General features: G+C 64.9%; 18 protein-coding genes. 10 read left to right on the top strand and 8 right to left on the bottom strand.

Annotated features, from left to right (window positions below):
• The first annotated feature begins 175 nt into the window (after positions 1-175).
• From aceE to lpdA, 3 genes are all read left to right on the top strand, one after another.
• On the top strand, positions 176-2890 hold the full coding sequence (aceE, locus tag AC07YZ_RS03015; RefSeq protein WP_226492795.1) for a pyruvate dehydrogenase (acetyl-transferring), homodimeric type: 2715 nt from the start codon (positions 176-178) through the stop codon (positions 2888-2890).
• A gap of 98 nt (positions 2891-2988) precedes the next feature.
• A complete protein-coding gene (gene aceF, locus AC07YZ_RS03010; protein ID WP_494793657.1) occupies positions 2989-4674 on the top strand; it encodes a dihydrolipoyllysine-residue acetyltransferase in 1686 nt (561 codons plus the stop codon).
• Between the two features lie 60 nt (positions 4675-4734).
• The gene (lpdA, locus tag AC07YZ_RS03005; protein ID WP_494793656.1) at positions 4735-6567 is read left to right on the top strand and encodes a dihydrolipoyl dehydrogenase; all 1833 of its coding nucleotides are present in this window, start codon (positions 4735-4737) and stop codon (positions 6565-6567) included.
• Positions 6568-7255: 688 nt separating this feature from the next.
• Here lpdA and AC07YZ_RS03000 read toward each other — a convergent pair.
• The gene (locus AC07YZ_RS03000; protein ID WP_494793655.1) at positions 7256-8470 is read right to left on the bottom strand and encodes a hypothetical protein; all 1215 of its coding nucleotides are present in this window, start codon (positions 8468-8470) and stop codon (positions 7256-7258) included.
• A 61-nt stretch (positions 8471-8531) separates the two neighbouring features.
• Here AC07YZ_RS03000 and AC07YZ_RS02995 point away from each other — a divergent pair, with 61 nt between their 5' ends.
• Positions 8532-8756: an oxidoreductase dimerization domain-containing protein gene (locus AC07YZ_RS02995; protein ID WP_494794026.1), complete on the top strand. Its 225-nt coding sequence runs from the start codon at positions 8532-8534 to the stop codon at positions 8754-8756.
• A gap of 86 nt (positions 8757-8842) precedes the next feature.
• Here AC07YZ_RS02995 and AC07YZ_RS02990 read toward each other — a convergent pair whose 3' ends face one another.
• Entirely contained in the window at positions 8843-9493 is a 651-nt protein-coding gene (locus tag AC07YZ_RS02990) for a pyridoxamine 5'-phosphate oxidase family protein (RefSeq protein WP_494793654.1), read from the bottom strand.
• A gap of 101 nt (positions 9494-9594) precedes the next feature.
• Between AC07YZ_RS02990 and pdxR the strand changes: the two genes are divergently transcribed.
• A complete protein-coding gene (gene pdxR / locus AC07YZ_RS02985) occupies positions 9595-11055 on the top strand; it encodes a MocR-like pyridoxine biosynthesis transcription factor PdxR (protein ID WP_494793653.1) in 1461 nt (486 codons plus the stop codon).
• Positions 11056-11085: 30 nt separating this feature from the next.
• On the opposite strand, the gene AC07YZ_RS02980 is transcribed toward pdxR, so the two are convergent.
• The 6 genes from AC07YZ_RS02980 to AC07YZ_RS02955 all read right to left on the bottom strand — a co-directional run bounded on the left by AC07YZ_RS02980 (position 11086) and on the right by AC07YZ_RS02955 (position 17826).
• Positions 11086-12096: a zinc-binding alcohol dehydrogenase family protein gene (locus AC07YZ_RS02980; RefSeq protein WP_494793652.1), complete on the bottom strand. Its 1011-nt coding sequence runs from the start codon at positions 12094-12096 to the stop codon at positions 11086-11088.
• 95 nt (positions 12097-12191) lie between these two features.
• Positions 12192-13136 carry an ABC transporter substrate-binding protein gene (locus AC07YZ_RS02975; RefSeq protein WP_494793651.1) on the bottom strand — a complete coding sequence of 315 codons (945 nt, stop codon included), beginning with the start codon at positions 13134-13136 and terminating at the stop codon, positions 12192-12194.
• A gap of 59 nt (positions 13137-13195) precedes the next feature.
• Positions 13196-14179 carry an ABC transporter permease gene (locus AC07YZ_RS02970; RefSeq protein WP_494793650.1) on the bottom strand — a complete coding sequence of 328 codons (984 nt, stop codon included), beginning with the start codon at positions 14177-14179 and terminating at the stop codon, positions 13196-13198.
• A gap of 18 nt (positions 14180-14197) precedes the next feature.
• Positions 14198-15760 (bottom strand): sugar ABC transporter ATP-binding protein, encoded by a 1563-nt coding sequence (locus AC07YZ_RS02965; protein WP_494793649.1) that lies wholly within the window; start codon positions 15758-15760, stop codon positions 14198-14200.
• 235 nt (positions 15761-15995) lie between these two features.
• A complete protein-coding gene (locus tag AC07YZ_RS02960; RefSeq protein ID WP_226492803.1) occupies positions 15996-16706 on the bottom strand; it encodes a FadR/GntR family transcriptional regulator in 711 nt (236 codons plus the stop codon).
• A 151-nt stretch (positions 16707-16857) separates the two neighbouring features.
• A complete protein-coding gene (locus tag AC07YZ_RS02955; protein ID WP_494793648.1) occupies positions 16858-17826 on the bottom strand; it encodes a LysR family transcriptional regulator in 969 nt (322 codons plus the stop codon).
• Positions 17827-17980: 154 nt separating this feature from the next.
• On the opposite strand from AC07YZ_RS02955, the gene AC07YZ_RS02950 reads away from it, so the two are divergent.
• The 5 genes from AC07YZ_RS02950 (at position 17981) to AC07YZ_RS02930 (ending at position 24016) form a co-directional block, all read left to right on the top strand.
• Positions 17981-18994 carry a TRAP transporter substrate-binding protein gene (locus tag AC07YZ_RS02950; protein WP_494793647.1) on the top strand — a complete coding sequence of 338 codons (1014 nt, stop codon included), beginning with the start codon at positions 17981-17983 and terminating at the stop codon, positions 18992-18994.
• A gap of 89 nt (positions 18995-19083) precedes the next feature.
• The gene (locus AC07YZ_RS02945) at positions 19084-20865 is read left to right on the top strand and encodes an IlvD/Edd family dehydratase (protein WP_494793646.1); all 1782 of its coding nucleotides are present in this window, start codon (positions 19084-19086) and stop codon (positions 20863-20865) included.
• 55 nt (positions 20866-20920) lie between these two features.
• Positions 20921-22147: a fumarylacetoacetate hydrolase family protein gene (locus AC07YZ_RS02940; RefSeq protein WP_226492807.1), complete on the top strand. Its 1227-nt coding sequence runs from the start codon at positions 20921-20923 to the stop codon at positions 22145-22147.
• Positions 22148-22169: 22 nt separating this feature from the next.
• Complete coding sequence (locus AC07YZ_RS02935) at positions 22170-22739, top strand: TRAP transporter small permease (RefSeq protein ID WP_494793645.1); 570 nt, start codon at positions 22170-22172, stop codon at positions 22737-22739.
• Positions 22736-24016, top strand: coding sequence for a TRAP transporter large permease subunit (locus tag AC07YZ_RS02930; RefSeq protein WP_494793644.1), 1281 nt, complete (start codon positions 22736-22738; stop codon positions 24014-24016). The genes AC07YZ_RS02935 and AC07YZ_RS02930 overlap by 4 nt, the downstream gene beginning before the upstream one ends.
• Positions 24017-24260 lie beyond the last annotated feature (244 nt).

Raw genomic sequence — 24260 nt, 5'->3', positions numbered from 1 at the left:
CCGGATGCCAAGCGTCGATCAGGGACGGCGGAAAAACCGTTGGCATGGAAACAACTAATATTTCACATTGCAAGAAACGAAAGCACATATTGAAATTAAAAAGCTTCTGTGGAAAAATCCGTGACACTGCGGAATGCCCGCCTTAAGCTCGATTTCAAACCAACAGGAGACATACATGTCAGCGTCCGACGCTCCCAATGCCCGTGTTGCCGCCGATGCGGACAGCCAGGAAACCCGTGAATGGATGGAGGCGCTGGCCGCCGTGATCGAGCGGGAGGGCCCGGAGCGTGCGCACTTCCTGCTGGAACAGCTGCTGGAGGAAGCCCGCCAGCACAGCATCGACCTGCCGTTCTCGGCCAACACCGGCTACGTGAACACCATTGAAGCCAACGAAGAAGCGCGCTGCCCCGGCAACATCGAGATCGAAGAGCGCCTGCGTGCCTACATGCGCTGGAACGCGATGGCGATGGTGGTCAAGGCCAACCGCCACAACCCCGAAGACGGTGGTGATCTGGGCGGCCACATCGGTTCTTTCGCCTCGCTGGCCCACATGTTCGGCGCTGGCTTCAACCACTTCTGGCACGCCGAGAGCGAAAACCACGGCGGCGACTGCCTCTACATCCAGGGCCACGTGTCGCCCGGCGTGTACGCCCGCGCTTACCTGGAAGGCCGGCTGACCGAAGAACAGCTGCTGCACTTCCGCCAGGAGGTGGACGGCAAGGGGCTCTCCAGCTACCCGCACCCCAAGCTGATGCCCGAGTTCTGGCAGTTCCCCACGGTGTCCATGGGCCTGGGCCCGCTGATGGCGATCTACCAGGCGCGTTTCCTGAAGTACCTGCACGCCCGCGGCATCGCCAACACCGAGAACCGCAAGGTCTGGGTGTTCTGCGGCGACGGTGAGATGGACGAGGTCGAGTCGCTGGGCGCCATCAGCCTGGCTGCGCGCGAAAACCTCGACAACCTGATCTTCGTGGTGAACTGCAACCTGCAGCGCCTGGACGGCCCGGTGCGTGGCAACGGCAAGATCATCCAGGAGCTCGAAGGCGAGTTCCGCGGCTCGGGCTGGAACGTGATCAAACTGCTCTGGGGCTCCAACTGGGACCCGCTGCTGGCGCGCGACAAGGAAGGCGCCCTGCGCAAGATCATGATGGACACGGTCGACGGCGACTACCAGTCGTTCAAGGCCAACGACGGCGCCTACGTGCGCAAGCACTTCTTCGGCCGCGATCCCAGGACGCTGGAAATGGTGGCGCACCTGAGCGACGACGACATCTGGAACCTGAAGCGCGGCGGCCACGACCCGCAGAAGGTCTACGCCGCGTACCACAAGGCCGTCAACCACAAGGGCCAGCCCACCGTGCTGCTGATCAAGACCGTCAAGGGTTTTGGCATGGGCAAGTCGGGTGAGGGCAAGAACACGGTGCACCAGACCAAGAAGCTCACCGATGAAGACATCAAGATCTTCCGCGACCGCTTCAACCTGCCGATCCCCGACAGCGAACTCTCCAAGATCCCGTTCTACAAGCCGGCCGACGACACGCCGGAGATGAAGTACCTGCACGAGCGCCGCAAGGCCCTGGGCGGCTATCTGCCCAAGCGCCGCACCAAGGCCGACGAGAGCTTCACCGTGCCTTCCATCGAGACCTTCAAGGCCGTGATGGAGCCCACCGCCGAAGGCCGTGAGATCAGCACCACGCAGGCCTACGTGCGCTTCCTGACCCAGTTGCTGCGCGACCAGGCCCTGGGCCCGCGCGTCGTGCCCATCCTGGTGGACGAGGCACGCACCTTCGGCATGGAAGGCCTGTTCCGCCAGATCGGCATCTACAACCCCGCAGGCCAGCAGTACACCCCGGTCGACAAAGACCAGGTCATGTACTACAAGGAAGACAAGGCCGGCCAGATCCTGCAGGAAGGCATCAACGAAGCCGGCGGCATGAGCAGCTGGATCGCGGCTGCCACGAGCTACAGCACCAGCAACCGCATCATGGTGCCGTTCTATGTGTACTACTCCATGTTCGGCTTCCAGCGCATCGGCGACCTCGCCTGGGCGGCGGGCGACATGCAGGCGCGCGGCTTCCTGCTCGGCGGCACGTCCGGCCGCACCACGCTCAACGGCGAAGGCCTGCAGCACGAAGACGGCCACAGCCACATCCTGGCCGGCACGATCCCGAACTGCATCAGCTACGACCCGACCTTCGCGCATGAAGTCGGCGTGATCCTGCACCATGGCTTGAAGCGCATGGTGGAAAAGCAGGACAACGTCTTCTATTACCTAACCCTGCTGAACGAAAACTACGCCATGCCGGGCCTGACCGCCGGCACCGAAGACCAGATCATCAAGGGCATGTACCTGTGCAAGCCGGCCGCCGGCAAGATCACGGCCAAGACGCCGCAGGTGCAGTTGCTGGGTTCGGGGACCATCCTGCGCGAGTCGATCGCTGCTCAGGAACTGCTGGAGAAGGACTGGGGTGTGGCCGCCAACGTGTGGAGCTGCCCGAGTTTCAACGAACTGACCCGCGACGGCCAGGACGCCGAGCGCTGGAACCTGCTGCACCCGACCGAGCCGCAGCGCGTGCCCTTCGTGACGCAGCAGCTGGACAAGCACGCCGGCCCGGTGGTCGCGTCCACCGACTACATGAAAAACTACGCCGAGCAGATCCGCCCGTTCGTGCCCAAAGGCCGTTCGTACAAGGTGCTGGGCACCGACGGTTTTGGCCGCAGCGACTTCCGCAGCAAGCTGCGTGAGCACTTCGAGATCAACCGCCACTACATCGCCATCGCCGCACTGCGCTCGCTGGCCGATGAGGGCGCCATCCCGATGGCCAAGGTGGCTGAAGCCATTGCCAAGTACGGCATCAAGACCGAAAAAGTGAATCCCCTTTACGCGTAAGCGGAAAACGGGATGCACTTTTCAGCGAAGACTCATATCGCGAAGCGATGTGATGTCGTAGCTACAAGGTGTCTCCCACCCACATAAGCGAGACGAATATGGCACTGGTAGAAGTGAAGGTCCCGGACATCGGCGACTTCGACGAGGTGGCGGTCATTGAACTGCTGGTCAAACCCGGCGACACGGTCAAGGCCGAACAGTCGCTGATCACGGTCGAGTCCGACAAGGCCTCGATGGAAATCCCCTCCAGCACCGCTGGCGTGGTGAAGGAACTGCGCGTCGCCCTGGGCGACAAGGTGAAAGAAGGCTCGGTGGTGCTGGTGCTGGAAGCCGCTGGCGACGCCGCTGCCCCAGCGCCCGCCGCTGCGCCAGCTGTTGCGGCCCCCGCTCCGGCGGCGGCTCCTGCCGCAGCGCCGGCCGCTGCCGTTGCGGCGCCTGTGGCTGCACCCACGGCTTCCGGCCCGGTGGAAGTGCGCGTGCCCGACATCGGCGACTTCAAGGACGTCGCCGTCATCGAGGTGTTCGTCAAGCCCGGCGATGCCATCAAAGTCGAGCAGAGCCTGATCACGGTCGAGTCCGACAAGGCTTCGATGGAGATCCCGTCGTCCGCCGCGGGCGTGCTCAAGGAACTCAAGGTCAAGGTCGGCGACAAGGTCAACATCGGCGACCTGCTGGCGATCCTGGAGGGCGCCGCGGGCGCCGCGGGCGCCGCGGGCGCAGCGGCTCCGGCACCTGTTGCCGCTGCCACACCCGCACCGGCACCGGCTCCGGCAGCTGTAGTGGCCGCACCCACTGCTGCTGTCAGCGTGGCCGCAGCACCCGCTCACAACCCGACGGCAGCGCCACTGGGCCTGCCGCACGCCTCGCCCTCGGTGCGCAAGTTCGCCCGCGAACTCGGTGTGCCGCTGGAAGAGGTACAGGGCAGAGGCCCCAAGGGCCGCATCACTCTGGACGACGTGCAGGGCTTCACCAAGTCCGTCATGGCCGGCGCGGTGCAGACCGCCGCTCAAAAGGCCAAGGCCCCGGCGTCCACCGGCGGTGGCGGTTCCGAGCTGGGCCTGATCCCCTGGCCCAAGGTGGACTTCGCCAAGTTCGGTCCGATCGAGCGCAAGGAGATGGGCCGCATCAAGAAGATCAGCGGCGCCAACCTGCTGCGCAACGCGATCATGATCCCGGCTGTCACCAACCACGACGATGCCGACATCACCGACCTCGAAGCCTTCCGCGTCTCCACCAACAAGGAGAACGAAAAAAGCGGAGTCAAGGTGACCATGCTCGCTTTCCTGATCAAGGCATCGGTTGCTGCGCTCAAGAAATTCCCCGAGTTCAACAGCTCGATCGACGGCGACGCGCTGGTCTACAAGCAGTATTGGCACATCGGTTTCGCGGCCGACACGCCCAACGGCCTGATGGTCCCGGTGATCAAGGACGCCGACAAAAAAGGCGTGCTGCAGATCAGCCAGGAAATGGGTGAGCTGGCCAAGAAGGCGCGCGACGGCAAACTGAGCCCGGCCGAAATGAGCGGCGCCACCTTCACCATCTCCAGCCTGGGTGGCATTGGTGGGCGTTACTTCACGCCCATCATCAACGCGCCCGAGGTGGCCATTCTGGGCGTCTGCAAGAGCCAGATGGAACCGGTGTGGGACGGCAAGGCCTTCCAGCCGCGCCTGATGCTGCCGCTGTCGCTGACCTGGGACCACCGCGTGATCGACGGCGCCGCTGCGGCCCGCTTCAACGCCTACCTCGGCCAGATCCTCGGCGACTTCCGTCGGGTGCTTCTCTAATGCCTTGCGGGTCAGACCACCGCGCAGCGGTGCTCTGACCCCAACTGAACAAGGAAACATATGGCACTGATCGATATTCAGGTTCCCGACATTGGCGACTTCGACGAAGTGGCCGTGATCGAGTTGCTGGTCAAACCCGGCGACACCGTCAAGGCCGAACAAAGCCTGATCACCGTGGAGTCCGACAAGGCCTCGATGGAGATTCCCTCGTCGCACGCCGGCGTGGTGAAAGAGCTCAAGGTCGCGCTGGGAGACAAGGTCAAACAAGGCTCGGTGGTGCTGGTGCTGGAAGGTGAGGGCGCTGCCAGCGCTCCAGTCGCACCAGTCGCAGCGCCCGCAGCTGCTGCGTCGGCACCTGCTTCTGCCCCTGCTGTCGCGCCGGTTGCGGCCGCCGCCAGCTTCGCTGGCAGCGCCGACATCGAATGCGACGTACTCGTGCTCGGCGCCGGCCCCGGTGGCTACTCGGCTGCCTTCCGCGCCGCCGACCTTGGCCTCAAAGTCGTGCTGGTCGAACGTTACGCCCAGCTGGGTGGCGTGTGTCTGAACGTGGGCTGCATCCCGTCGAAGGCGCTGCTGCACGTGGCCGCCGTGATGGACGAGGTGAGCCACATGGCCGATCTGGGCGTCGACTTTGGCACGCCCTCGGTCAATATTGACAAGCTGCGCGCCCACAAGGAAAAGGTCCTCGGCAAGCTCACCGGCGGCCTGACCGCGATGGCCAAGATGCGCAAGGTCACCACCGTGCGCGGCTATGGCGCCTTCGTCGGCCCCAACCACGTCGAAGTGGAAGAGACGACCGGCACCGGGCAGGAGAAGACCGGCAGCAAGAAGGTCGTGGCCTTCAAGAAGTGCGTTATCGCCGCTGGCTCGCAGGCGGTGCGCCTGCCCTTCATGCCCAACGACCCACGCGTGGTGGACAGCACCGGCGCGCTGGCCTTGAAGGAAGTGCCCAAACGCATGCTGATCCTGGGCGGCGGCATCATCGGCCTGGAAATGGGCACGGTGTACAGCACGCTGGGCGCGCGCCTGGACGTGGTGGAAATGCTCGACGGCCTCATGCAGGGCGCCGACCGCGACCTCGTCAAGATCTGGCAGAAGATGAACGCCAAGCGCTTCGACAACATCATGCTCAAGACCAAGACGGTGGGGGCCAAGGCCACGCCCGAAGGCATCGAGGTGACGTTCGCTGCGGCGGAAGAGGGCGGCACCGCCCCTGCGCCGCAGGTCTACGACCTGGTGCTGCAGGCCGTGGGGCGCACGCCCAACGGCAAGAAGATCGCCGCCGACAAGGCCGGCGTGGCGGTGACGGACCGCGGCTTCATCAACGTCGACATCCAGATGCGCACCAACGTGCCGCACATCTTCGCCATCGGCGACATCGTGGGCCAGCCCATGCTGGCGCACAAGGCGGTGCACGAGGCACACGTGGCGGCCGAGGTCATCGCCGGGGAACTGCAGGGCAACAAGGAACTGGCCGCGGCCGCCTTCAACGCCCGCGTGATCCCCAGCGTGGCCTACACCGACCCCGAGGTGGCCTGGGTGGGCCTCACTGAAGACCAGGCCAAGGCGCAGGGCATCAAGGTCAAGAAGGGCCTGTTCCCCTGGACCGCTTCAGGCCGTGCCATTGCCAACGGCCGCGACGAAGGCGTGACCAAGCTGTTGTTCGACGACAGTCCGGAAGCCCATGGCCACGGCAAGATCCTGGGCGGCGGCATGGTCGGCACGCACGCGGGCGACATGATCGGCGAGATCGCGCTGGCCATCGAGATGGGCGCCGACGCCGTGGACATCGGCAAAACCATCCACCCGCACCCCACGCTGGGCGAGAGCATCGGCATGGCGGCGGAGGTGGCACACGGGTCCTGTACGGACCTGCCGCCGCAGAAGAAGTAAGCTGCTTCTGCGCTCAGAAAACAAGAGCCCCGAACGGGAAACCGTTCGGGGCTTTATGCTGAGCGAGAGCTGGATTGAGCTTGCCAGCTCAGGCCAGTTCGACGGGCAGGGTGACCACCATAGCCCCATGCATGCGCTCATGTGGTTGAATTTCCCATCGCATCCCATCCGCAGCAGCTGGCGCCAAGTGTCGCCATTTGCAGGCACGGAGCCCGCCAGCACGCTGGCCACCAGTGCATCGGTCTGCAGGCCGAGGTTGATGCCGAAGGCGGTGATCATGGCCACCGCGGGCGTGGCGGCTGCCATGGTGGCTACGGCTGGGGTGACGGGTTCAGGCATGGTTAAGTCTCAAGGACGGTGCCATAGCGACATGTAGGCCTATGAGATCGTCAAGCGTCGGCTAGTCAGCGTCGCAATGCACCCTCCCGTCTGGTTAAAAGGGTCGACCAAGTAGTGGCATTGACGTTGGAGTTGGAGTTGACTCACCCGTAGCGCCAGCCCAGCGCCGGACCACCGGCGATGTAGCGGCGCAGCCGGTGAGCCACGAACCAATCGCCCACCGGGCACGGCAGCATCAATGCGCGGCCCGAGAGACGCGCGCGTCAGCCCAACTCGCTGGCTACTACCGGTACAGCACGAGTTGGCCAAAGCTGCTGGTTTTTTTGCTGGGGTTCGGCTTCTGCCATTTTCAAGAATCCAATAAAGACGCAATCTGAAGATGAACCGGTGTCACTTCGCCGACAACGATGTAGGCCCTGGCCTGAACCTTGTCCCCCTTGAGGAATGAGCCCTGGTAGCGACGAATCAACGACCATTTACTGGCATTGTCGGCGTCACGTCCCGTCCCGAAGTTCCAAGCCCAGCCGCAGTATCGGGTGTAGGCATCTGGAACCGGAGCCGAGTAGACGCCGATGGACCTGCTACCGGTCGGGCTGGTCAGCAGCATGGGGTGCTCGCGCTCCTGTCCCGGGTCTGTGAGGTTTGCCATATGGCGCAGTTGGGCCGATCCGTCGGGTAGGACCTCGTATCCGGTGCGCATGTCGTATCCGTGATAGCCAGTGACCAGCTCAGACATGAAAACCCCGCCTGGCAGATCGCTACCGAGCGTCCACTCAATGTCGTACTGGATGATGGTTGTGCCGTCTGCCCCAGGAAGTAGGGTGTACGTGGTGTCAGCGACGTACTCACTTAGCACCGTGCCAGTGGTGGCCGTGCAGTGGTACATACCAGGGTCACCAATCGTCTCACCCGGGCCGGCCCAATAAGCGCACAGCGTCCGGGTGCGCAAGGTCTTCCCGCCATTGGATACCACACTCGACAGCAGCTGTGACGACGACGGGTACCCGCGACCATCTGCACGCCGGCCGGCCTGCGTCGGGTTGTAGCATGCGTCGTATCGGGTGTCCACGCAGCAGGTTTGAATCTGGCGACCATGGTCGAAGCTGTTGACGCTCTCGACCCCACCGATCACGAGGGAGTCAATGGCGCCAGCGCAACGCGGGGTTGCGCGCAGCGAAACTTCGCCAAGTCTGGCGACCATCTCGCCTATCATCGTCCCGTCACGCCCCTCGTACTGGCCATGCTGAACGTAGTGGTCGTACAGAGCCAGCCAGTTGCTGCCGAAAGCTGCCTGCAGGTCTGGATAGCGGCTTCGGTAGCTCTGCACGTGGAGTGCAGGGTGAGCATACCGACCCTCAGCCCGCCCAAACTGAAGCCAGTGATTGCGGAGTTGCGTTGCTGACAGAAAATTAGAGACGATCAAATCAGGGTTGTGATTGGCGTAGAACTGCCAGTCAAAGAATTCAGACTGCGTACCGAGGCTCGCAGAGAAGTAAGCAGGGGCAGCCGATGCAATGCTTGCGAATGACAAAGCACCAAGAGTGAGATTCCGTCGATTCATCATAATGAATTCCTAAGTACTAATATAAGTGGGCGATATACCCAATTTTTGTATTGGCGCCTGAATTCTCACTCATCATGTGCATGGCGGTTGCCAAGGCGCTGCTGCATGTGGCGGCCGGCACGCCAGCGACATGATCGGCGAGATCGCGCTGGCCATCGAGATGGGTGCCGACGCCGTGGACATTGGCAAGGCCATCCACCCGCACCCCGCGCTGGGCGAGAGCATCGGCATGGCGGCGGAAGTGGCGCACGGGTCTTGTACCGATCTGCCGCCGCAGAAGAAGTAAGCGGCCTGAGCGCTCAGAAAACAGAAGCCTCGGACGGGAAACTGTCCGGGGCTTTTTGTCAAAAGCCCCCAACCTGGTTGCACCGCTTATGCACCCCAGCCTCGCACATAGTCCGGTGCGGGCACCGTGCACAGCGGGTCGGCCACGGGTGCCCCGCGTTGCTGCACCAGCGGCAGCACGCCGGCCCAGGCCGCCACACCCATGTCTTCGGCATCGTCGTTGGGGCCGCCGGTGCGCACCTTGCAGGCGGCCTCGGCGAGGCTGATGCGCATCACCGTGGTGGCGGCCAACTCCTTGTCGTTGCCGGGGCGGGCCTCGTGCTCGCGGCCTGGGGCCAGGTGGCGCATGAAGGTGTCGAGGGCGGCGCGCTTGTCGTCCACCTTTTCAAACGAGCCATAGACCATGGCCGAGCGGTAGTTCATCGAATGGTTGAACGCCGAACGCGCCAGCACCAGGCCGTCGATGTGGGTCACCGTCACACAGGCCTGCGTGCCCTTGGCCAGCAGCTTGATGAGGCGCCCGCCGTTGGAGCCATGGATGTAGAGATGGTCGTCCTCGCGCCAGCAGGCGGTGGGAATGCAGTGTGCGCCTTTCTCGTCGGCAAAGGCCACGTGGCACACATAGGCCGCGTCCAGAATGGCGTGCAGCGTGGGGGTGTCGTAGTGGGCGTTTTCGGCGATGCGGCGCACGCGGGTGCGGTCGCTGGGGGCGGTGGGCTTGGAGGCGGGAGTGGTCATGGCAGCGCAAATGAAGGAAGGGCTGCACTGTAGAACGCATGTGGTTCCAAATTAAGATCCAGGATTGCACTATTTTTTGGTGCCACGAACCAAAGCCCGCTGTGGACTACCAACTGCTGTTCTCCCGCTACACCGCCACCCCGGCCCACGCGCGCTGGTCGCGTCAGCGCCAGTTGCACGAATGCCTGCGCAGCGCCATCCGTGCGGGCACGTTGGGCAGCGGTGTGCGCCTGCCCGCCACGCGCACGCTGGCGCAAGAGCTGGGGGTGTCGCGCAACACCGTGCTCTACGCCTACGACCAGCTCGCCACCGAAGGCTTTGTGCTGCCCGACCGGCGTGGCACCGTGGTGGCGCAGGCCGCCGCACTGGCCGCTGTGCCTCTGGCGCACACCACCGCGCCACTGCGCGTTGGCCTGTCCAAACGCGCAGTGACCGTGCCCACCCGCGACGCGCCCGAGACCCCAGCCGCCTTTGCGCCCGGTGTGCCCGCGCTCAAAGAGTTTCCGGTCACGCTGTGGCGCCGCTTGCTGGACCGCGCCTGGCGCGGCCTGCGCACCGCACAGCTCAACTACGCCGAGCCGACCGGCGAACTGGCGCTGCGCGAGGCGATTGCCAGCCACCTGCGCGTGGCGCGCGGCGCCCTGCTGGATGCCAGCCAGGTCATCATCACCGACGGCACGCAGAGCAGCCTGGACCTGTGCGCCCGCGCCTTTGCCGATGCGGGCGACAAGGTGTGGATCGAAAGCCCCGGCTACCAGGGCGCGCTGGCCGCCTTCAAGGCCGCACAGCTCAAACCCATGGGCATGGTGGTGGACAGCGAAGGCATCGCCCCCACCGCGACCGACTGGCAGCGCCACCCGCCCAAGCTGATCTACGTCACGCCCTCACACCAGTACCCCACGGGCAGCGTGCTGAGCCTGGAGCGGCGCATGAACCTCATTGCGCAGGCGCGCAGTGCAGCCGCGCTCATCATCGAAGACGACTACGACAGCGAGTTCCGCCACGACGGGCCACCGCTCTCCTGCGTGCAGGGTCTGGCGCCCGATGCGCCTGTGCTTTATCTGGGCACTTTCAGCAAGACCATGTTCCCCGCGCTGCGCATGGGCTTTGTGGTGGTGCCCGCGGCGCTGGTGACGCCGCTCAGCGCCATGCTGGCGCGCACCACGCCGCGTGGGCGCGCGGCTGACCAGCTGGCGCTGGCCGAGTTCATGCACAGCGGGCAGTTCAGCCTGCACCTGCGGCGCATGCGCCGGCTGTACCGCCAACGCCGTGATGCCCTGGTGACAGCGCTGGAGCAAGAGCTGGGCGATGTGGCCGATGTGTACGGCGGCTCCGCCGGCATGCACCTGGCGCTGCGCCTGCGCAACCCGCGTGCGGACGATGCCGCCATGAGCCGCGCGCTGCAGGCCCAGGGCATCGTGGCCCCGGCGCTCAGCGAGCGGGCCATGGGCCAGCGCGTGCAACCCTGGCGTGGCTTCCTGTTGGGGTATGCACAGGTGCCGGTGGAACAGATGCCCGGGCTGGTGAAACAACTGGCCACCGCAGTGCGCCGCTTTGGCTAGAGATGCCGCCCTCTTGCCTCTGAGCCCCGGTCAGCATTCGATCAGCGCCTTGACCACCCCCTGCGCCGGGTCCATCAGCGTGGCAAACGCCGTGGGTACGTCGGCCAGCGGCATGCGGTGGGTGTTGAGGGCCGCTGTAGGTACCTGGCCGGCGCGCATGGCGTTCAACACGGTTTCAAAATCTTCCATGGTGGCATTGCGGCTGCCCAGCAGCGTGGCCTCGCGCTTGTGGAACTCAGGGTCGGAGAACGTGATGTTGTCCCGCACGACCGACACCATGACGTACTTGCCGCCGTGCGCGATGAACTGGAAGCCGCGTTCCATGGCGCGCGGATTGCCGGTGGCGTCAAACACCACGTCGTAGAAGTCGCCGCCTGTGAGCGCGCGCAGTTCCTCCAGATCGTTCGGTCCAATCAGCACGCCGGCGTGGGCACCCAGGTGCTGCTGGCAAAACGCCACCCGCTCGGGCCGGGTGTCCAGCGCCGTCACCTGGCCGCCGCGCAGGCGCGCAAACAGCAGGGCTGCCATGCCAATCGGGCCGGTACCTGCCACCAGCACGCGCTGGCCGGGCAGCACTTCGGCGCGGCGCACCGCGTGGGCACCAATGGCCAGAAATTCCACCATGGCGGCCTGGTCCAGCGAGACGCCTTCGGCCCTGCGCACGAACGGGGCGGGCACGTTGAGGTACTCGGTGAAGGCGCCGTCGCGGTGCACGCCCAGCACCTGGATGTTGACGCAGCAATTGGTCTTGCCTTGCCGGCAGGCGATGCAGTCGCCGCAGGAGAGGTAGGGCATGACAAACACCTCGTCGCCCGTGGCCAGGCCGCTGCCCTCGGGCGCCTCCTCCACGGTGCCTGAGATTTCGTGGCCCATGACGCGCGGGTAGGCCAGGTAGGGCTGGTTGCCGGTGAAGATGTGCAGGTCCGTGCCGCACACACCCACACGCCGCACGCGCAGCAGCACCTCATGGCCCTGGCGGGTCGGGCGGGGGTTCTCCTGGGCGCGCAGCACGCCGGGGCTTTCGCAGATCACGGTCAGCATACGTGTCCTTTGGGTTCAAGTCGATCGGGCCAGGGGACGCCATCCCCCGGCGTGCGGCGCCGGAGGTGTGCTGCAGGAGAAGAGGTGGGGGCGCGTCAGTAGAGGACGTTCTTGGCGGCGGGGCTGTCGATGTTTTTCTTGTTCACCATCAACACACCGGTGTCGCGGAAGGCGGGAACCTTCTTGCCTTCCACCAGTTCCATCACGGTCTTCACGCCCAGGTTGCCCATCTCGTACGCGCTTTGCACGGCAATGGCTTCGATGGTGCCGTCCTTCACAAAGCCCTGCAGGTCGGCGTTGCCGTCAAAACCGATGGCCACCACCTTGCCTGCCTTGCCAGCCTGGGCCAGCGCGCGGCCCATGCCGATGGCGGTGGGTTCGTTGGCGCCGAAGATGCCCTTCAGATCGGGATGGGCGGCCAGCACGTCGGTGGTCTGGTTCAACGCCGTGCCCATCTGCGAGTTGGAATAGAAGGGTCCGACGATCTGCAGCTTGGAGTGCTTCTTGATGTAGTCGGTGAAGCCGCCCACGCGGCCGATTTCCGAACCCGAGCCGGCGGTGTAGGACATCACGGCGATCTTGCCGGTGGTGCCAATCTTGTCGATCAGGGTCTTGGCCGACATTTCGCCAGCGGCCTTGTTGTCCGTGGCCAGGAACGACTGGTAGTAGGCCTTGCCGGCGTCGGAGGCGGCGGAGTCGATCAGCACCACGGGGATCTTGGCTTCCCAGGCTTTTTTCATGGCGGGGATCAGAGCATCCGGGTCGGAAGGGGCCAGCACGATGCCGGCCACTTTGCGGTTCACGGCGTTTTCCACCAGGGCGACCTGGCCGGCCAGATCGGTGTCGGAGGCCGCGCCCTGGAAGGTTGCGGTGTAGCCTTTCGCTTTGCTCGCGGCATCGTTCGAGCCCTTCTTCACGTTTTGCCAGAAGTCGGAGTTGGTCGTCTTCACGATCACGGCGATTTCCTTGTCGGCCGCCATGGCCAGGGACGACGCGGCCACCAGAGTGGACGCAATCAGGGTGCTCAGCAGTTGTTTCATGTCATTCCTCTTTGTGGGTGGGGTGGTGCGAATGTCCCGGTAAACCCTGCCGGTAGGGATCACTTGCGATGGCGCATCTGGTCGATCCACACCGTGAGCAGGATGACCAGGCCAATCAGGATCTGTTGCGTGAAGGCCGAGACGCCGGCCATGTTCAAACCGTTGCGCAGGATGCCGATCACGAAGGCGCCGATCACGGTGCCCGAGATCGTGCCGACGCCCCCGGTGAGCGAGGTACCGCCAATCACGGCGGCCGCAATCGCGTCGAGTTCGTACATCAGCCCTTCGCTGGGCTGGGCGGTGACCAGGCGCGACATCAGCACGCAGCCGGTCAGACCCGCCAGCAGGCCGGACAACACATAGGCAAACAGCGTCACGCGCTGCACGTTCACGCCCGAGAGGCGGGCGGCTTCCATGTTGGAGCCCACGGCATACAGGTGCCGGCCCAGCGTGGCGCGGTTGAGCAGGATGGACACCGCCACGGCCAGCACCACCATCAGCAGCACGGGGTAGGGTATGCCGACGAACACCACGTCGGGAAAACCGTCGGCGCCGATGTTCACCACCCGCCACAGCGAGCCGTTGCCCAGTTCGGCAAAGCTGTCGCCCAGGCCGCCAATGGCCTTGGCATCGGTGATCTGCAGGGCCACGCCCCGTGCGACCAGCATCATGCCCAGGGTGGCAATGAAGGGCGGCAGCTTGAGCACGGTCACGCACAGGCCGTTGATCAGGCCACACAAGGCGCCCACCAGCAGTCCGGCCAGCATGGCCAGCGGAACGGGCACACCGGCCTTCACGGCCAGGGCAGCCACCACGCCCGCCAGCGCCAGGATGGCGCCCACGGACAGGTCGATACCACCGGTGATGATCACGCAGGTGGCGGCAATGCCCAGGTAGGCGATGGAGGTCACCTGCAGGGCCACGGTCATGCCGTTGCCCACCGTGAAGAAGGCGTCGCTCGTGAAGGAAAAGATCACGATCAGGCCCAGCAGGCTGGCGAGCGCGGCAAATTTCTGGAGCAGGTCTTTCTGTCGTTCGGTCATGGGGTGGTCCGGGGCGTTTCAGACGGGGCAGGGGATGCTGCGGCCCGAGGCGAAGTGCATGACTTCCTCCTGGCTGGTCTCGCGGGTGTTCAACACGGTGACCAGTCGCCCTTCGTGGAACACTGCCACGCGGTCGGTCATGCCCATGATTTCGGGCAGCTCCGAACTGATCATCACCACGCCAATGCCCTGGCCGGCGAGTTCGTCCAGCAACTGGTAAATGGCGTACTTGGCGCCCACGTCGATGCCGCGCGTGGGTTCGTCGAAGAACAGCACACGCGATTCGCGGAACAGCCACTTGCTGATCACCAGCTTCTGCTGGTTGCCGCCCGAGAGCAGGCGCACGATCTGGTCGCTGCTGGGGGTGCGTATGTCCAGGGCCTTGATGTAGCGCGCCGCGGCGGCCTGCTCCAGGTCAAAACGGATCATGCCGACCCGGTTGGACACCGCCTTCATGTTGGCCAGCGTGATGTTCTGCGCCACCGTCATCTTCAGCGCCAGACCATCGTGCTTGCGGTCTTCCGACAGATAGGCCAGGCCGTGGCGTACGGCGTCCATGGGGTTGCGGATATGCAGCGTCTGCCCGCCCAGTTGTACCTCGCCCGCATCCAGCGGGTCAGCACCAAAGATGGCGCGCGCCACCTCGGTGCGGCCCGCACCCATGAGGCCCGCAAAACCCAGAATCTCGCCGCGCCGCAGCTCGAAGTTCACGTCGTGGAACACGCCCTGGCGCGTCAGCCCCTGCACGCGCAGCAGAACCTCCGGCGTGGGCACCGAGCTGCGTTTGGGGAACACATCGTCCAGCGAGCGCCCCACCATCTTGGCCACGATCTGCTCCACGGTGGTGTCGGCAAAGCGGTCGGTGCTCACATAGCGGCCATCGCGCAGCACGGTCACGCGGTCCACGATGTGCGTCAACTCGTCGAGCCGGTGCGAGATGTAGACGATGCCCACGCCCGCGCGCTTGAGCTCGTGGATGATGGCAAACAGTTTTTCCGTCTCCGACTCGGTCAGCGACGAGGTGGGCTCGTCCATGATCAGCACCTGCGCGTTGAGCGACAGCGCTTTGGCAATCTCCACCATCTGTTGCTGCGCCACCGACAGGGTTTTGACCAGCACATCCGGTGCAATGTGCAGGCCCAGCCGGTCCAGGCAGTGCTGGGCGTTGCGCCGCAGCGCAGCGCGGTCGATCAGCCAGCCTTTGCGCGGCTCGCGGGCCAGGAAGATGTTTTCGGCCACCGACAGATGGGGCACCAGGTTCAGCTCCTGGTGGATGATGGCAATGCCCACCGCCTCGGAATCGGCGGTGGAGCGGAACTGGCAGACCTCGCCCCGGTAGTGCAGGGCGCCCGCGTCGGGCGGGTACTGGCCGCTGATAACCTTCATCAGCGTGGATTTGCCCGCACCGTTCTCACCGCACACCGCATGCACTTCGCCGCGCCGCACCTCCAGGCTCACACCGTCGAGCGCCAGTACCCCGGGGAAGCGTTTGGTGATGCCCTCCAGGCGCAACAGCACGGCAGCGGTGGCTGCTGGGCTGGGCGCTTCGGCATGGACGGGATCGGGCGCGGATGGCGGCAATGCAAACTCCTGTAGGGCTGTCAAAAGCACCGAAACAGCGGAGGTTTGCGCCACGGCAAATTGGTAAGGCTGCCTGACGCGATCAGGGTAATTTGGCCTTACCAATGTGGGCGGATGTATCGGTATTTACCCGGGATCTTGGTTGGTCAAGGGGAAAAATGGCGCAAAAAAAAGCCTGTGCAAGTGCACAGGCCTGACCACGCGGGCCGTGGTGCGGCGGTTGGCGTTCAGGGGGTCAAGACCATTCGCGGCGATTGTTTTCGACCCAGCGCTGTTCCGAGGCCAGCAGGTGCATGCGCAGGGCGGTTTGCGCGGCCAGCACATCGCGGTTTTCCAGGGCCCGCAGGATGGCTTCGTGTTCTTGCAGTGCGGCGGCCCAGGTCTGGCCCGATTCGGAATGGGCGCTGAGCCGTGCGGCAATCGGGCTGTGGCGCTCGTCGAACAACTCGCCCACCAGGCGCTCCAGCACGGCATTGCCGGTCATCGCGGCCAGAGCCTGGTGGAACTGGCGGTCGAACGGCAGTGGAGAACGGTTTTGCGCGATGGCGGCCAGCATGTCGTCCAGAATCTGGCGCAACGCCTGCAGTGCCTCCGGCGTGGCCTTGCCACAGGCCATCATCACCACCGTGCCTTCTATGGCTGCGCGGGCCTGCATCAGTTCGATAGGGCTTTCGCCCATGGTGGCCAGGGCCTGCGGCTTGCGCTGGGCCTGGTTGCACGCATACACGCCAGCGCCCATGCGCACTTCCACGCTGCCCTCGATCTCCAGCGCAATCAGGGCTTCGCGCACCGAGGGGCGCGATACACCCAGTTGCTGGGCCAGGTCTCGCTCGGGTGGCAGGCGCATGCCGGCGGTGTAATTGCCCTTGTCGATGTAGGCGCGTATCTGGTCGGCAATTTGTTGGTACAGCCGACGGTTGTCAACCTGTTTGAGTGGGTCCAGCATGAGTTCTCCGCGTGGGCTGCAGTTTATGCGACGGCAAGGCGAGGCCCAGGGTGGGGTGGCCCATGTGGTCAGGCCAATTTATGCTCCACTGTACTGGCCTTACCAGTTTATGCAATGGGGGCGCTGACGCACCCGTCCGTTGGCGTTCTCATCACACCACGTCAGGTGCCAGGTTCGCCGTCTCGCGCAGCACCACGATGAACGCCTGTGCGGACGGCGTGAGCGGCTCTCCCAGCCGCGAGATGAGGCCGTAGTCGGGCATGCGGTCCGGCCAGCTCACCGGGATGCGTGCCAGCAGGCCTCTGTTCACGTATTTTTCGACCAGGGCGGCGGGTTGCAGGGACATCATGTTGGTGGTGTTCATCAGCTCCAGCGCAAACAGGAAGGAGGGCGTTTCCACCACCCCTGCGGTGAGCGCCAGCCCGGCACCGCCAAAAAGGTCGTCCGACACTTTGCGCACCGCGGTGGAGGGCGGGTACAGAATCCAGGGCCAGTGGGCGAGTTCGGTCAGCGTCAGGTCCGTCGCGCCGCGCAAGGGGTGGCGCAGACCACCCACCACACACAGCGGTTCGTCAGACAGGCGCTCGTAGTGAAACTGGCTGCGCTGCTCCTCGTCGGTGAAACGCCCGATCATCAGGTCGATCTTGCGCTCGGCCAGCCACAAGATGAGTTGATCGCTGCTCTGCTCCAGGATCTTGAGCACCAGCAACGGCCGCAGGCGCTGGACTTCCACCACGGAGGCCAGCAGCAGATGGGCGGCGGAGCCGGTGATCGCGCCAATGGTCAGATGGCCGTGCCCGCCTTGCTTGAGGGCGTTGAACTCATCGACAAACCTGCGCTGACCGTCGAGCGCGGTGCTGGCATAGCGCAAGGTGAACAGCCCCAGTTCGTTGGGCCGCATGCCGCGTGGCAGGCGGTCGAACAGGCGTGCCTCCAGGATCTCTTCGATGTCCATCAGGATCTTGGTGGCCGCAGGCTGCGTCACATGCATCTGCTCGGCCGTGAGCCGCAGGTTGCGGGTGCGCCCCAGAATGTCCAGAAACTGCAGATGCCGGAACCGCAGCCGCGCACACGCCTGTGCCAGCGACAAGGGTTTGCCCGGAAATTCGTCTGGACTCATAAGCGTTTGGAATGGATCGTAGCAAAAGATTCAGTGGACCCGCACCGGTGCCATCCCTAACCTCTGGCCTGCGTCAAGACGTTTCCACCAAGGAATTGCAGGGCGCCGACGGCCTCTCCCGTCGCGAAACAACCATTCCATCGGAGACAAAAGCATGAAGTTCAAAACCCTCGCCGTGGTCGCCACCGTGCTGGCCGCCCTGGCCGCACCCGTGTCAGCACAAATCAAGGAACACACGTTCAAGGTCGGCATCGGCCTGAGCGACGACCACCCGCAGGCCCAGGCCGTGCGGCACTTTGCCGAAAAGCTCGCGGCCAAGAGCGGCGGCAAGATGAACGCCAAGCTGTTTGCCAGCGGCACGCTGGGCAACGACGTGAGCATGACCTCGGCCCTGCGCGGCGGGACGCTGGAGATGACCGTTCCGGACTCTTCCACGCTGATGTCGCTGATCAAACCGTTTGGCGCGCTCAACCTGCCGCTCACCTTCAACAACGAGTTGGAAGCCGACGCCGTGCTGGACGGCCCATTTGGCCAGAAGCTGCTGGCCATGCTGCCGGACAAGGGCCTCATCGGGCTGGGCTTCTGGGAAAACGGCTTTCGCCATGTGACCAACTCGCGCCGTCCCATCAACAAGGCCGACGACCTGGCGGGTCTCAAGCTGCGCGTGATCCAGAGCCCCTTGTTCCTGGACACCTTCAACGCCCTGGGCACCAACGCCACGCCCATGCCGTTCACCGAGCTGTACACCGCCATGGAACAAGCCGCCGTGGACGGGCAGGAAAACCCGCCTGCCACCATCCTGGCCAGCAAGTTCTTTGAGGTGCAGAAGCACCTGGTGCTGTCGCGCCACATGTACAGCGCCTGGGTGCTGCTGATGTCCAAAAAGACCTGGGATGGCCTGTCGCCCCAGGAGCAGAAGATCGTGCAGGAGGCCGCGCGCGAAGCCACGCTGTTCGAGCGCAAGACCATCCGCGCCTTCAGCGAAACCGCCCTGGGCGAGTTGAAGAAGGCGGGCATGCAGATCACCGAGATGCCCGCTGCCGAGCAGGCCAAGCTGCGCGCCAAACTGCAACCTGTGTTGATCAAGTACGGACGCGAGTTTGGCGAAGAGACGACCAGCGAGCTGATGGGCGAACTGGCCAAGGCGCGCGGCACCGCCGCCAAGTAGACCGCCTTCGCCACCCACCTGCCACGCGCGCGGCCCGATGCCGCGCGCAGGCAGCCTCCGTCTTCCCGCTCTGCGCCACTGGTAGCACCATGCAAAAGACACCCCGTCGCCCCTTTCGTTCACGCGATTGGTTTGCCGACCCCGCGCGCTCGGACATGACCGCGCTGTACCTGGAACGGTTCATGAACCACGGGCTCACGCCCGAAGAACTGCGCTCGGGCCGGCCCATCATTGGCATTGCGCAGACGGGCAGCGACCTGTCGCCCTGCAACCGCATCCACCTGGATTTGGCGCGCCGTGTGCGCGACGGCATCCGCGATGCGGGGGGCATTCCGATGGAATTTCCGGTCCATCCCATCTTTGAGAACTGCCGCCGCCCCACGGCGGCGCTGGACCGCAACCTGGCCTACCTGGGCCTGGTCGAAATCCTGTACGGCTACCCCATCGACGCGGTGGTGCTGACCACCGGTTGCGACAAGACTACACCGGCCGGGATCATGGCGGCGTCCACCGTGGACATTCCGGCCATCGTGCTGTCGGGTGGGCCCATGCTGGACGGCTGGCACGATGGCGAGCTGGTGGGCTCGGGCACCGTGATCTGGCGCAGCCGCCGCCAGCTCGCAGCGGGCGAGATCGACGAGGAAGAATTCCTGCAGCGCGCCTGCAGCAGCGCGCCCTCGGCGGGTCACTGCAACACCATGGGCACGGCCTCCACCATGAACGCCGTGGCCGAGGCGCTGGGACTGTCGCTGCCCGGCTGCGCCGCCATTCCGGCGCCTTACCGCGAGCGCGGCCAGATGGCCTACGAGAGCGGTCGCCGCATCGTCGAGATGGCCTACGAAGACCTGCGCCCCTCGCGCATCCTGACGCGCGAGAGCTTTTTGAATGCGCTGTCGGTGGTCAGTGTGGCCGGGGGCTCCAGCAACGCGCAGGTGCACATCATGGCCATGGCGCGCCATGCGGGCGTGGTGCTGGAGGCCAAGGACTGGACCGAACATGCCTACGACCTGCCGTTGCTGCTGAACATGCAGCCCGCGGGCAAATTTCTCGGGGAGCGATTCTTTCGCGCCGGTGGTGTGCCCGCGCTGATGTGGGAGTTGCAGCAGGCGGGCCGCCTGCACAACGACTGCGCCAGCGTGACCGGCAAGACCATTGGCGAGAACCTGCAAGGCCGCGAAACGCGCGACCGCGAAGTGATTCGCCCATTCAACGAGCCGCTGATGGAGAGGGCGGGCTTCATGGTGCTCAGCGGCAACCTGTTCGACTTCGGCATCATGAAGACCTCGGTGATCTCCGAAGCCTTCCGCGCGCGCTACCTGAGCCACCCTGGGCAAGAGGGCATTTTCGAAGCCCGCGCCGTGGTGTTTGAGGGTGCGGACGACTACCACGCACGCATCAACGACCCGGCGCTGAACATCGACGAAAGCTGCATTCTGGTGATGCGTGGCGCGGGCCCGATTGGCTGGCCCGGCTCTGCCGAAGTGGTCAACATGCAGCCGCCCGACGCGCTGATCCGCCGTGGCATCAACACCCTGCCCACCTTGGGCGACGGGCGCCAGTCGGGCACGGCAGACAGCCCCTCCATCCTCAACACGTCGCCAGAGAGCGCCGTGGGCGGGGGCTTAAGCTGGCTGATGAGCGGCGACACGATCCGCATCGACCTGAACACCGGCCGCTGCGATGCGCTGGTGGCGCCCAAAGAAATCGAACGCCGCCGGCGCGAGCTGCCTGCGCCGCCCATTCCCCAAAGCCATTCCCCCTGGGAAGCCCTGTACCGCGAAAAAACCGGGCAGTTGGCCGACGGCGCGACGCTGGACTTTGCGCTGGCGTACCGGCGCATCTCGGAAAAGACCCCACGCCACAACCACTGAACCCCACCGCACACTGCCGCGCGTGGGTGGCGACCTGAACCCTTGAAGGACTCGTATGAACGACATGACAGCGGCCACTTTGACCGGTGCGGACGACCACGCCCAAGCGCTTGCCCGGGTTTTGCCTGCCGACGGCCTGCAAGGCACCCTGGTGGGCCGCGTGTGGGCGCATGGCGCCATTCCTGGCCCGGCCGTGGTGGCGCTGCGGCCCGAGGGGGTGTTTGACCTGAGCGAAAGCTATCCGACCATGAGCACGCTGCTCGACACCGCCCAGCCCGCCCAGGCCGTGCACGACACCCCTGGGCGGCGCCTGTGCGGTGTGGATGAGCTGGTCCAGAACAGCCTGCCCGGCCAGCGCACCGCCGAAGCCCCCTGGCTGTTGGCACCTTGCGACCTGCAGGTGGTGAAGGCCGCTGGCGTCACCTTTGCGGCCAGCCTGATCGAACGCGTGATTGAAGAGCAGGCACGGGGCGATGCCGGCCGCGCGCAAGGGCTACGCAGCCAGGTGCTCGGTCTGATCGGCGAGAACCTGGCTGACATCCGGCCCGGGTCGCCAGAAGCCATGGCCCTGAAGACCTTGCTGCAAGAAAAGGGGCTGTGGTCCCAGTACCTGGAGGTGGGCATTGGCCCCGACGCCGAGGTGTTCACCAAGGCGCCCGTGCTCGCCTCGGTCGGCTGCGGCGAGGACATCGGCATTCGCGCCGATTCGGCCTGGAACAACCCCGAACCCGAGGTGGTGCTGGCGGTGAACAGCCGGGGCGACATCGTGGGTGCCACGCTGGGCAACGACGTGAACCTGCGCGACATCGAAGGCCGCAGCGCGCTGCTGCTGGGCAAGGCCAAGGACAACAACGCATCGTGCGCACTGGGCCCCTTCATCCGCCTGTTCGATGCCGGCTTTGGCATGGACCAGGTGCGCAATGAAACCGTGCACCTGCACGTGGCGGGTGTGGACGGCTATGAGCTGCGCGGCATCAACACCATGGCCAGCATCAGCCGCGACCCGACCGACCTGGTGGCGCAGACCCTGGCAGCGCATCAGTACCCCGACGGGTTCATGCTGTTTCTAGGCACCTTGTTCGCGCCCATCGAAGACCGCGACCAGCCCGGTAGCGGCTTTACCCACAAGCTGGGGGATGTCGTCACCATCCAGAGCGCCTGGCTGGGCGGCTTGCACAACCGCGTGACACACTGCGAAACAGCGGCGCCTTGGCGCTTTGGTTTGCGCGCCTTCATCGGCAATCTGACGCAGCGCGGGCTGCTGCAGGGCACGGCACTCTGAAGCAAAAAAGAGGAGACGCCCCATGCTGACCGTCCTCATAGACCGTTGCGCCCGGTGGATCCATGTGCTGATTGCCCTGGCACTGGCCGCGATGCTGCTGCTGGTGTTTGGCAACGTGGTGCTGCGCTACGCTTTCAACTCCGGCATTTCCGTGAGCGAGGAGTTGTCGCGCTGGCTCTTCGTGTGGATCACTTTCCTGGGCGCGATCATCGCCGTCAAGGAGCATGGCCACCTGGGCACCGACATCCTGCTCACCAAGCTGCCCCCCATCGGTCGGCGCATCTGCCTGGTGGCCAGCCATGGGCTGATGCTGTTCTGCACCTGGCTGCTGTTCAGTGGTGCGCTGGCACAGGCCCGCATCAACTGGGATGTGGAAGCACCCGTCACCGGGGCCTCCGTCGCCATCTTCTATGCCTCCGGGGTGGTGTTTGCCGTGGCGTCGGGGCTGCTGCTGCTGCTGGACCTCTGGCGCCTGTTGTCCGGGCAGGTGCCCGACGATCAGCTGGTGCAGGCCATCGGGTCCGAAGAGTTGGTTGCTGCCCCCGATTTCCGCCTTGATCGCACCACCGGCCCCGGGAAAGACATTCCATGACTGTTTTCATTTTCCTCGGCTCGCTGCTGGCAGCCATGGCCATTGGTGTGCCCATCGCCTACGCGCTGCTGGCGTCTGGCGTCGCACTGATGTGGCACCTGGACCTGTTTGACGCCCAGATCCTGGCGCAGAACGTCATCAACGGCGCGGATTCGTTTCCGCTGCTGGCGGTGCCCTTCTTCATGCTGGCGGGCGAGATCATGAACGTGGGTGGTTTGTCTCAGCGCATTGTCAAGCTGGCGCTCACGCTGGTCGGGCACCGGCGCGGTGGCCTGGGGTTTGTGGCCATCCTGGCGGCCTGCATGCTCGCGGCACTGTCGGGCTCTGCCGTGGCCGACACCGCGGCGCTGGCCGCGCTGCTGCTGCCCATGATGGTGAAGGCCGGCCACGACAAGGCCCGTGCCGGGGGGCTGATTGCCTCGGCCGGCATCATCGCACCCGTCATTCCTCCGTCCATTGGCTTCGTGGTGTTTGGCGTGGCGGCCAATGTGTCGATCAGCAAGCTATTTCTGGCGGGCATCGTGCCGGGACTGCTGATGGGTGTGTCCATTGCGGTGGCGTGGTACTGGGTGTCACAGCGCGAGCGCATCACGCCGCCCCCCAAGGCCTCTGCCGCAGAGAAGCTGCGGGCGCTCAAGGAATCCACCTGGGCGCTGTTTCTGCCGGTGATCGTGATCGTGGGTCTCAAGATGGGGGTGTTCACACCCACGGAGGCGGCGGCCGTTGCCGCGGTCTACGCGCTGCTGGTGGCCACGCTGGTCTACCGCGAACTGCACTGGCGCCAGTTGACGGCCGTATTTGTCAGCGCGGCCAAAACCACCGCCGTGATCATGTTTCTGGTGGCAGCCGCCATGGTCAGCGCCTGGCTGATCACGGTGGCCGAGATTCCCCGCCAACTGATCGAGCTGCTGCGCCCCTTCATGGACCACCCCATGCTGTTGATGATGGCCATCATGCTGCTGGTGATCGCTGTGGGTACCGCCATGGACATGACACCCACCATCTTGATCCTGGCCCCCATGCTGATGCCGGTCATCAAGGCCGCGGGCATCGACCCGGTCTACTTCGGCGTGCTGTTCATCATGAACAACGCCATCGGCCTGATCACGCCGCCGGTGGGCACGGTGCTGAACGTGGTGGCCGGGGTGGGAAAGATGCGCATGGACGAGGTCACCCGAGGCGTGCTCCCCTTCATGGCGGCGCAATTTGCCATGATGTTCCTGATGGTGCTGTTCCCCTCCATCGTGCTGGTGCCCATGCGGTGGTTCACGGGGTAGTGCGCCTTGGTCGGGGGTATTCCCGGATGCCCGATCTGTTATCGCAATACGGAAAAAAACGATTGGCGCTTATACCGGTGCCTCTTTAGCATCGCCGTCGCCAACTCGCCGAGATGAGCGAGAAGCAACGAGCCCGTCAAATCGTGAGTCCGTGCGTTAAACGGCGCTGCACTTGCGATAGCGGGAATTGGGCAAGCCTTTCAAAACGACCGCCTGCCAATGAGGTGCGAACAAAAAGAGGCTG

Source organism: Hydrogenophaga sp. GW101-3F08 (assembly GCF_059424585.1).
The sequence above is the reverse complement of the archived record's forward strand: the minus strand, read 5'-3'. Positions and strand labels throughout refer to the sequence as shown.